Below are 9,385 nucleotides of genomic sequence, written 5' to 3'. Positions count from 1 at the left end.
CGGCCGCACCGGCACAAGCGATAAATCAGCCGCCGCCATGGCGCCACGGGTGGCGTGGCTGTCCTGGCCTTGGGTGTCAATGATTGTGAGGGTGTAGCCGCCTGCCTCCAGGGTTCGCAACACGTCGGGCAGGCTGGCGAAGTGCTCGGCCGTGATGACGGCGGGCGTCTCTGCGGCTCGGGTATCGTACCAAGCCGCTGTGGAGCCCTGCGGGTCCAGGTCAATCAGGCAAACCTTTTCCCCCTGCTCTTCCGCGTATACGGCCAAACTGATGGCGAGGTGGCTTTTCCCTGTCCCGCCCTTTTGCGTCACGAAGCTTATCGTTTTCATAGTGAAATAATGCTCCTACGGCTGGGGCCTGTCTATTACTGGCATGCTGATTCGTTAATATACTGTTACATTTGTACACCAATAAAGCGGCGCGCTAATAAAGCCGTATGTTAGTACGCTGCTTTGTTAGCGTGCTAATGTGCTAGCACTCGGCCGTGTAGCCTTTGCGCTCCTTGGCGGCGCGTAGGCTTTCCAGGGCGGCCGACGCCTGGGCAAATGTATGATGATTGGTTGCAACCACCCGGCCGGGGCTTCCTATCCGGCCGAACTCCCGCACAAGCGACCACTCGCCAAAAAGGGTTGGCTGCATGGTCATGCGGTAGAACCGGGCCATATTCTGGCCGGGGTCAACGTGGGTGAGATGGCAGCTAGAGGCCATGGGTCGCGCTTTCCTTTGCCACAAGGCGGGATATGGCCGAAGGGGCGACGCCATAGCGCCGCGCCGCCTCGGATTGTGTCAGCTCACCGGCAGCAATGGCGGCCAAGGCCTCTTGCTGCTGGAACGCCGAAAGCTTGGGTTTCCGCCCCATGCGGCGGCCTTTTGCTCTGGCCCGGGCACGGCCTTCGCTTGTCCTGGTGACGATAAGCGAACGCTCGAACTCGGCAAGAGCGCCGAAGATGGCGAGAACTAGCTGACTTGTAGGGGTTGGCGCCGTGGTATCTGCCCACGTCTCTGCCAGAGACTTAAAGCAAGCTCCGCGCTTGCTGATGGTCTCCACTGTGTTCAGTAGATTGCGAGTGGAACGGGCGAGGCGGTCAATACGTGTAACAAGTAACACATCGCCCGCGTTCAGGGATTTTATAGCCTGCGCAAGCTGCCTGCGGTCATCTTTCGCACCGCTGGCGGTTTCCTGAAACACCTTGACGGCCCCCGAAGCCTGCAAAGCTTCTATTTGGGCCTCAAGGGTTTGCCCGTCGGTACTCACTCTAGCGTAACCAACAATCATCTTGACACCTTATGTATTGCTTAATATATTTAATGCACTCAGGTAGTGCATGAGTTTGCTCTAGTAAGTTAAGGCCCCGCCGCTAACGGGGCCTTTTCCTTTAGAGCTTGATGGTGAGGCTAAGAGTTATTTCTAAGCCGCTCATCAGTGCCTTGAGGAGTTTACCCACGTAGTGCATGGGCCTACCCTTTCTTTGTTGCTCTAGATGGGGGCGTCATGCTCTTGTGTGAGCAATTTATATATACCCCAAGTTGAAGAATTACGCAAATATATTACGCAAAACAATCTGCCAACAAAATCAGCATACTAAGCCTTTTGCGTAATTCAAGAATTACGCAAAAATAACCAAGGGTTGTATTTTGATATAATGTGTACTAATAATAGGCAATTACGGCAGCCCCTTAGCGGGGCTCTTCCCGTCAACCGCCTTTCCGGCGCTGACGGAAGGGCTCTTTCATGGGGTAGCATCCATGCCTTTTACCAATGAAGAATTGCAAACCCGCCTCGACCAGCTCGACGCCCTGATGTACCGAGTTGAAGAGGAGCACGGCAAAAGTGACGTGGAGCAATGCCTAGTCTTGGCAAAGCAGGTTCTCAGTGACTTTGAGACGTTCTCAAACATCGTTGATGCGAAGACATATGACAAGGTTCATTTTGTTTACGCATCATTTGAACGGCTCTACACGGCCATCAAAGAAGCCGCGTCACACGCTGAATACGTCTCTTTGACGTTCTCGGCTGAAGCTGAAGCCGCTTCTCTCCTGCACCTGGATAGCTAACGACCCCGGCCCCCCTGGCTAACAACCAGGAGGGCCTTTTTTCGTCCCCATGTTCCCTGTTCGGCCCCTCGCCGGGAGGCGAAAGGCCGAACCGCCCGGAGGGCGGCAAACGACGTTCCCCGTCCCGACGCCTTCAGGGGCGCCGGGGTGCTAGGGCTGAAGGCACCCGGAGGGCCGGAACGGAGTGGAGGAGGGCGGAGCCCTTGCCGAGGCCTGCGCCCTGGCAGGCTTGTGCGTCATGGCGGGAAAGAGAAGAGCCGGCCAGCCGGCCGGCACCATTGCCGGCGATCGCCGGCAGTGAAGCGGCGGAAGCGAGCGCGCCCCCATGTGGCGCCGTAGCGAGCTGGAGCCGCTTCCGGCCGGAAGGCCGTGCAGGGCGTGGGGAGCATCCCCACTTGGGCGCCGGGAGGCCGAAGGCCCTAGGCGTCCAACGGGTGGGGCGGGAGGGTAACCCTTCCGCTTGGCTGCGCCTGTGGCGCGGCCAACACGGGGCGCCAACGGCGGCCCCTGTCACTACCGCCTAAAGGGCAGGTAGTGACAGGGGCGGACAGGCTGCGCCCGTCCACTCGAAAGGGCAAAAAACGGCATGTCAGGAACGGGCGAGGTACGGGGCCATAAGGTAGTGGCACGGTACGCGGGGAACTGCACCCCGCATGCAGTGCGCGACACCTTGGCCACACATGGCCCCACCGATTAACCCGAAAGGAGACACCCTGAAGCCCTGCTTTTGCAGGCACCAAACCAAACCGCTGGCCCGCCTCGAGCGCGGGAAGCAACCCCGGCGAAAGCTGAAACCGCACGGCCCCAAGGGCACGGCACCGGGCGGCCCCAGGAGGCCACCAAAGAGAGGAAAGGAACAGCAACGAGCCTGAAGCCGTATGGACACGCGGCAAGGGCTTCAACCCGACCGCTTGGAGACTGATAGAACGGAGAAACGTACAAAAGAAATGGGAGTATTCGGCCTATTCTTGCCAAAGGCAAGTGCTTCATCACCGCACGCGGGATGTTTGCAAGGTCAAAAAAACTAAACGAAGTAAAGAGATATGGATAAACTGAGCATGAGCCTAAAAAACCTTTCGGAGCATAGCACCGAGGGGAGTTTTGGCACGCGTGCGCTACGGCTGCGCGGCTTGGTTGCCATGGGGGAAGAGCTGAAACAGCTCGGGTTTCCTCTTATGGATGCACGAAATTTGAAGGGCAAGCACGTTGCCGCCCTGGTTGGACACTGGAAGGCCAAGGGCCTTTCAGACCAGACCGTCAGGAACCGCCTCACCTGGGCGCGCTGGTGGTCGTATCAGGTTGGCAAGCCTGGGCTTGTGCCGAATGACAACGCGGGCTTTGGCCTGGCGCCGCGGGGCCGGTTTACACAAAACCGGGCCAAGGCCGCGGCGCCTGATATGCTGGCCCGCGTGGCTGATGAACGGGTGCGCCTGGCCCTGCGCCTGGAGGCGGCCTTTGGCCTGCGCCGGGAAGAGGCGCTGAAAATGCGCCCGGCTATCGCTGACAAGGGCGACCACCTGGCGCTCAAGGCGAGCTGGACGAAGGGCGGCCGATACCGGGAAATTCCCCTGACACATCCCCGGCAAAGGGAGCTGCTGGAAGAGGTGCGGCGCGTCGTCGGCGACGGCGCCCTGATTGAGCCGGGCAAGAACTATTTCCAGGCCATGAAGAACTATGAAAACCAGCTTCTGAAGGCTGGCATCACCAATGCCCACGGCCTGCGGCACGCTTACGCGCAATGGCGATACAAGACCCTGACCGGCTGGGCCTGCCCTGCGGCCGGAGGCCCGACCGTGGACACCATGACGCGGCAGGAGGCGGCCCGCGACCGAGCCGCCCGGCTGGAGATATCCCACGAGCTGGGCCATGGGCGCCTGGATGTAACGGACACATATTTGGGGCGCCGTTGGGCGCCGAAGGCCTAACCCATGAACGACCCTCGCAAGGCAACCATTCCCGACCGCTTGGCGACACTGCGCGGCCTGTCGGCCTCCAGCGCCGACAAGGTGGCGCGAGAATGCTTCAGCCTTGATGCGGTTCTTGATGCCATGACGGCTGCGGCAAACAAGGGCTTTGCCTTCGTCCTGGTGGCGCCGCCTGAAGCAATCGACCTGCGGGCCACAAACACGTGGAAGGATACGGAGGCGAGGCTTCAGGCTATGGGCTTCACGGTGGAGGCGAAGCAGCTACCCGCACAGATAGCCGTAGGCATGAGCTGGGGAATGTTGGTTCAATGGCTGGAGTGATGCGCCGCCCCCGGCGCCGCTCGGGATTGAGACGAATATTTGAGGAAGTGAAACGAGGAAAATAAGAGGAGGCGGGGAGCGGGGAGGGCGCAACGCACGGGCGCATAAGCGCTTTTTCGTTTTCTTGTGAGGCCTCTATTTTGGCCTTTGATTTTCCGTTGTGAGGCCTCTATTCTGGGCAATATCGCGTCCTCTTTTGGGGGTAGAAATGGCAACAGACGGTCAGGAACTTATTCCATATCAAGAACCGGCGCGGCCTGCGCTCCCGTCGTTCCGTAGCGTTGTAGAGGCGAGCCGACGCAATCAGCTAGCCACCCCAAAGCCGTTTTGCGTTTCGCTGGGCGAGGTTTTCCAGATTTATGGGGAAGAGGGCCAAAATTCCCTCGCCGATAATATAAACGCCTATATGTGGCCCCTTATCGAAAGCCGACTTAATTATATCGAAAAAACCGCAATAAACCTTGAAAATAAGTTCGATATGGCAAGAGAAATTCTGCCGATGACTTTTGCGGATTATATAGAAATAACGAAGTTTCCAAGAGATTACCAAAAACAATACAACGAGAAAGCCAGTGAGATGAGCCGGGCTGGCTTTAGGGGAGCCGCTCACCTAAATATGAGCTTCAAACTTCGCGAATACCCCATAGCGTGTTGGCTGAATATGGCTTTCAACAAAAGAAGGCACACGCCTAGCCTTCGCGGGTATCTGTCTTACTTGGAAGATAGCTACCCTGACGTATTCAAAGAGCTAAAAACCACTGGCGTGGCGGGTTCTGTTGGTTCTCTCGACCAGAAAACACGGGAGATGCACACCTACATCACGGGCGGCTCGGGCAGTGGCAAAACTGAACTGCTCAAGTCTTTTGTGTTCCATGATGTGAGCCACGGCCATGCCGTTGTGATTATCGACCCTACCGGCAACTTTGCGGGCAGCGTGGCACGCTGGCCGGAGTTTGCCGGAGAGGGGGCGCAGCGCCTTGTCTACCTCAATCCGACCGTGTTGGCGGGCATGGCGCCGGTGCTCAACCCTCTGGATGCCGCGCACCTGAACCCCACAGAGCGAAGCATACTAGCGAACCAGCTTACTGACGTACTGGCACAGGTCGGCGAGACTGATTGGACACCCCAGACGGAAACGGTGGCGAGCGCCTGTTTTCAAGTGCTGCTAAACCGGCCCGGCTCCACCTTGCGCGATTTGCGCCTTGCACTGGTGGAGCCCGACAGAAAAACAGGGAAAATTCCGCCCATAGCTGAAGAATTGATACAGCTTGGCAAGCAACACCCAAATCAGGAGGTTGCAGACTTCTTTGAATATGAATTCCTAAGCTCTCAATATGTGTCTAGCAAAGGTTCATTGCGGGCGAAGCTAGCCCATATCCTGCGTGATAGCCTGTTCCAGAGCATGACAACAGGCAAATCAACGGTTGACCTTGCAAGGCTTATCGACCAAGGCAAGGTGATAATCTTTGACCTTGGGGCGTGGGGTGACAATGACGCGGCCGGAGCTTTCGGCCGCATGGTCATTGCCCAACTCGCAGCAATCGGCATGCGAAGGCGCACTGAATTCAACAAGAGACATACGCCCGTTTTCGTGTATATCGACGAAATAGACGTGTTTATGTGTAAGGCCGTGCTGCTGTTTCTTAGTGAATTGAGACAGCACGGCATGCACCTGACTGCCGCACAACAGACAGTCGGTTATAACCTTTCAGTAAACGACAAGCGGCAACTCTTGAACAACACGGCCATCAAATTCACATCGGGCGCGGGCCAAAAAGAAATGCTGCAAATGATGGGCGCGCCGCCTGAAGCGTCTATGCGTCTACGGCCGGGCGAGTTCGTCGGCCAATGGGGGCCAGCAAACGAGCCGTTCAAGCTCGCCACGCGCCGCGACCTTCTCGGAAAAACCCGGCGAATGACCGATGAAGAGCTACGGGAAACCATGCTTTTTCAGGCCAAGAGCTACTATACGGAAATTCCCGACAGGTTCGCCGTGCAAGCTCCCCAACCGTCGCTCGCAACGTATCAGCGCGTCAGGAAAATCTAGCCATGTTGGCATGCACGCCCGTTGATTTTGAGCTGCTAGACGCCTTGGCCCGGTTCCGCCTGCTTTCCATCGAGCAGGCGGAACGGCTGGGCATTGCTCGGCGCTGGCACATCGGGGAGCGCCTGAAGCACCTGGAGACGGCCAAGCTGGTTGCCGTCATCCGGCGCGGCCGAATGCAAGGACCGAACGTCCACACCCTGACACCCAAAGGGGCGGCCACCCTTGAGGCCTGGGCGGCCGAGACTGGCGAGCCGCGCACCGTTGGCGTGCGGCGGACACCCTTGCGGCTGGGGCCGCACCTGACGCAACGGCTCGCCATTGTGGACGTGCATATCAGCTTCAGGGCGTGGGCGGCGAGCGCTGGGGCCTCGGTGGCCTCGGTGTCGGCCGAGTTTGACCCCAACCCCAAGGGGCTGGAGCCTGCAACGGCCGTGACCTTCGACGGCATGCGGTACACGCCCGACCTTATCGCGTCGTTTTCAGATGCCAGCGGCGAGCGTTGGCTTTTCTCGGTTGAAGTTGAAACCGGGGGAATGGCTAATAGCCTTGAGAATTTCCGGCAACTATTGCCTGAAAGGCTGGAAATATTCCAAAAGGAAATATTGGAAAACGCTCTAGGCTGGCCGAACGATTGCCGGGCCGCTAGGCTTCTTTTTGTATTCTCAACCGTGGCGATGCTCGAACAAGCTAAAAGACTTGTTCAAAACGCCAGCGGTGAAGTCTGGCAACTGGTTTTCTTCAATTCGTTGCCCTCTGTACTCGAAAACTTCGCCTCTGGTTGGTGGCAGATTGCCAACCCCTCGGCCTCTCCCTTTCCTTGCCAATAGGAAGCCCGTAGAGCCGTTTTCGTGTCCTCGGGGTAAAATCCCCCATTGGCACCCCTCAAACGGCCTGTACGGGCTCCCTGTTGGTCAGGAACGGGTGAGGGGGGCACAATCAGAAAAGAGAGTTTTCAGAACGCGCGCACGCGCATTTGTTTTGTAAAAGTTTTGCTATGTTAAGTAAGAGAATGTTTTGCAGTGTTCTGTATGTTCTATACTATATATGGCAACCACTTCATTTATGCGTAAAAACCACTTCATTTATGCGTAGAACCCACCTCATTTATGCGTGGCATTCGGGGCCAACCACTTCATTTATGCGTGGCGCCCACTTCATTTATGCGTAGGTATGCCCATAACCCATTGAAAGAAAAGGACCCTAAAAAGGGGCCAACCACTTCATTTATGCGTAGCTAAGTGTATGCAAACTTATGGCTTTTTGGTTTTGCGCTGCTGGGGGATAGCCAGAACCTCGGGCGCGGCCGGGCTGATTGTCAGGCCCTTGTCGGTCAGGCGAAGGGGAGCTTTGGGCAGCACGCTAAGGATGCCTTGAACATCTTTCTTGAAACGCTGCCGGAACCGCCACAGCTCCAGCTCCTCGCCGCCGAATTGTTCGGCCGTTTGTTCCCATGAAAGCGTCAAAGGCTTATCCAGTCGGTTGAGGTTCCAGGCAAGCCAATAAATGATATCTATCTTGTGAGATGAACCGGCAAAAGCGCGAATAATGTGCTTGTTGATAGGCATCGCATGCGCTGAAAGTTCGTCAAAGAATTCTCGGCTGAAAGTGATTTTACTTGACCAAAGCATTTGCTGGTCTGGGTTTTCAGGCATCCAAACATCTATTTTGGAGAAAGGCTTTGTGTCTACCGTGGAGGCTCCACGCGCGCCCCAAACGCCTATGCGGAGGCGGCAGGCGGCAAGAGCGTTCAATTGCTGCTTGAAATAGTTGAGAGAACCATTTTTCCCGCCTGTTACTTCAAACCCCATGTCGCGGATGAACGCTGTCAGGCTTTCCGCAACCTCAATTGTTGGGCTTTTCTGGCGAATTGCTTCGGAACACAAGTACAGCAAAAGAAGGCGGGCACGGGAGCCCCAAGGCAGAGGTTGCAATTCCCATTGCCCTGTTGAGGTCATGAGTTTCCCGGCCTCGATGACAAGAGAGGCCTTGCCCTGGCGGCGCTCATACTCCCGAACCTCTAGCGGTTGCTTGGAGTGCGGCAGGGAGCAAAGGGCCAAGATTGTGTGGATGTGCTGGAGATTGTCGCGGGTTACGATTTCGCCCGTGTCTACGGCCTTCCTGGTAACGGCGCGCTTGCGCTTCACTGGTGACAGGGCGGCAAGGCGCTCTGCCTCCTTAGCCTGGGCGTCTCGCTCGGCCTGCTTTGTGGTGAGGAAGCTCACCATCGCGCCAAAGGTAATCGTTCCCCTGGCTTTCTCCAGCTCGGCCAGAAGGTCGGCATCACGAATGCCAGAGATATCAGGGGCGGTTTTCATTAGCCTGCAATCTGTTGTTATCGCTCGATAAGCTCGGCCACGTTGCCGTGGCCCTCTGATTTCAGATAGGCCGCAAGCGCCCGCAAATAGATGTCGTGCGTCTTGCAATCCTCAGTGAAGGCAATTTCCTTGAATTTCCGCGCTACCTTGGGCGGTAGGTAAAGCATAACCTTTGCCTTTTCGTCGGCTTTTTTGGCTGGCGCCGGGTTAAAGGCGACAACGGAAGCTATGGGCTCGGCTGGCTTTACAGGCGCCTTGATTGCATCAAGCGCGGCGTTTCTTTTGGCTGGCATTGCTGGTTTCTCCTATTTGTTTCCGGCACCACATCCAAAGCCCGGCAATTTCGCCTGCGGCTTTTCCTGTGGGGTCGTATTCTGTAACGCCCTGGCCCAAGGCATAGGCGTAAGGGTGATCCATCCTCGCAGCGATGGCGACGGGCGCCACCTGGTGCGAAGTGCTAAGGCGAAGGGACACGGCGCCGGTAAGCCTGGCACGGGGTGAGGGCTGCGCTTGGTTGATGACGAAGGCAAAGCGCTTGCCCATTTCGGAAAGGGCCGCTGCGGTCGGCTGGCTAGCCCGTATGTCGGCCTCGCTCGGCCGCACCGGCACAAGCGATAAATCAGCCGCCGCCATGGCGCCACGGGTGGCGTGGCTGTCCTGGCCTTGGGTGTCAATGATTGTGAGGGTGTAGCCGCCTGCCTCCAGGGTTCGCAACACGTCG

At 57.3% G+C, this 9,385-nt stretch carries 11 protein-coding genes; 5 read left to right on the top strand and 6 right to left on the bottom strand.

Features of this window, described 5'->3' with window-relative positions:
• From CJ014_RS26890 to CJ014_RS26880, 3 genes are all read right to left on the bottom strand, one after another.
• The coding region (locus CJ014_RS26890) for a ParA family protein (RefSeq protein WP_165791013.1) at positions 1-330 on the bottom strand (330 nt) is incomplete at its 3' end.
• A 142-nt stretch (positions 331-472) separates the two neighbouring features.
• A complete protein-coding gene (locus CJ014_RS26885) occupies positions 473-640 on the bottom strand; it encodes a WGR domain-containing protein (protein WP_245427740.1) in 168 nt (55 codons plus the stop codon).
• 58 nt (positions 641-698) lie between these two features.
• Positions 699-1,277: a recombinase family protein gene (locus tag CJ014_RS26880; RefSeq protein ID WP_100083571.1), complete on the bottom strand. Its 579-nt coding sequence runs from the start codon at positions 1,275-1,277 to the stop codon at positions 699-701.
• Between the two features lie 470 nt (positions 1,278-1,747).
• Between CJ014_RS26880 and CJ014_RS26875 the strand changes: the two genes are divergently transcribed.
• From CJ014_RS26875 to CJ014_RS26855, 5 genes are all read left to right on the top strand, one after another.
• Positions 1,748-2,056, top strand: coding sequence for a hypothetical protein (locus CJ014_RS26875; protein ID WP_100083570.1), 309 nt, complete (start codon positions 1,748-1,750; stop codon positions 2,054-2,056).
• 1,043 nt (positions 2,057-3,099) lie between these two features.
• Positions 3,100-3,981 carry a phage integrase N-terminal domain-containing protein gene (locus CJ014_RS26870; RefSeq protein ID WP_100083569.1) on the top strand — a complete coding sequence of 294 codons (882 nt, stop codon included), beginning with the start codon at positions 3,100-3,102 and terminating at the stop codon, positions 3,979-3,981.
• A gap of 3 nt (positions 3,982-3,984) precedes the next feature.
• The gene (locus CJ014_RS26865) at positions 3,985-4,302 is read left to right on the top strand and encodes a hypothetical protein (RefSeq protein ID WP_100083568.1); all 318 of its coding nucleotides are present in this window, start codon (positions 3,985-3,987) and stop codon (positions 4,300-4,302) included.
• Positions 4,303-4,510: 208 nt separating this feature from the next.
• Positions 4,511-6,349, top strand: a complete 1,839-nt coding sequence (locus tag CJ014_RS26860) for a type IV secretory system conjugative DNA transfer family protein (RefSeq protein ID WP_118847953.1) — start codon at positions 4,511-4,513, stop codon at positions 6,347-6,349.
• Positions 6,350-6,351: 2 nt separating this feature from the next.
• A complete protein-coding gene (locus tag CJ014_RS26855; RefSeq protein WP_100083566.1) occupies positions 6,352-7,176 on the top strand; it encodes a replication-relaxation family protein in 825 nt (274 codons plus the stop codon).
• Between the two features lie 423 nt (positions 7,177-7,599).
• On the opposite strand, the gene CJ014_RS26850 is transcribed toward CJ014_RS26855, so the two are convergent.
• The 3 genes from CJ014_RS26850 to CJ014_RS26845 all read right to left on the bottom strand — a co-directional run.
• Positions 7,600-8,664, bottom strand: coding sequence for a replication protein RepA (locus tag CJ014_RS26850; protein ID WP_100083565.1), 1,065 nt, complete (start codon positions 8,662-8,664; stop codon positions 7,600-7,602).
• A 17-nt stretch (positions 8,665-8,681) separates the two neighbouring features.
• On the bottom strand, positions 8,682-8,957 hold the full coding sequence (locus CJ014_RS27700; protein ID WP_133121956.1) for a thioredoxin domain-containing protein: 276 nt from the start codon (positions 8,955-8,957) through the stop codon (positions 8,682-8,684).
• Positions 8,929-9,385: P-loop NTPase family protein (locus CJ014_RS26845; RefSeq protein ID WP_100083564.1), on the bottom strand; the 457-nt coding region annotated here is incomplete at its 5' end. The genes CJ014_RS27700 and CJ014_RS26845, both read right to left, overlap by 29 nt.

Origin of the sequence: Pleomorphomonas carboxyditropha, assembly GCF_002770725.1 — a bacterium.
GTDB classification, from domain to species: domain Bacteria; phylum Pseudomonadota; class Alphaproteobacteria; order Rhizobiales; family Pleomorphomonadaceae; genus Pleomorphomonas; species Pleomorphomonas carboxyditropha.
The sequence above is the reverse complement of the archived record's forward strand: the minus strand, read 5'-3'. Positions and strand labels throughout refer to the sequence as shown.

Coding starts and splice junctions, on each gene's coding strand:
- CJ014_RS27700 (WP_133121956.1), bottom strand. CDS start 8,957: ATGCCAGCCAAAAGAAACGCCGCGCTTGATGCAATCAAGGCGCCTGTA.
- CJ014_RS26880 (WP_100083571.1), bottom strand. CDS start 1,277: ATGATTGTTGGTTACGCTAGAGTGAGTACCGACGGGCAAACCCTTGAG.
- CJ014_RS26850 (WP_100083565.1), bottom strand. CDS start 8,664: ATGAAAACCGCCCCTGATATCTCTGGCATTCGTGATGCCGACCTTCTG.
- CJ014_RS26885 (WP_245427740.1), bottom strand. CDS start 640: ATGCAGCCAACCCTTTTTGGCGAGTGGTCGCTTGTGCGGGAGTTCGGC.
- CJ014_RS26870 (WP_100083569.1), top strand. CDS start 3,100: ATGGATAAACTGAGCATGAGCCTAAAAAACCTTTCGGAGCATAGCACC.
- CJ014_RS26865 (WP_100083568.1), top strand. CDS start 3,985: ATGAACGACCCTCGCAAGGCAACCATTCCCGACCGCTTGGCGACACTG.
- CJ014_RS26855 (WP_100083566.1), top strand. CDS start 6,352: ATGTTGGCATGCACGCCCGTTGATTTTGAGCTGCTAGACGCCTTGGCC.
- CJ014_RS26860 (WP_118847953.1), top strand. CDS start 4,511: ATGGCAACAGACGGTCAGGAACTTATTCCATATCAAGAACCGGCGCGG.
- CJ014_RS26875 (WP_100083570.1), top strand. CDS start 1,748: ATGCCTTTTACCAATGAAGAATTGCAAACCCGCCTCGACCAGCTCGAC.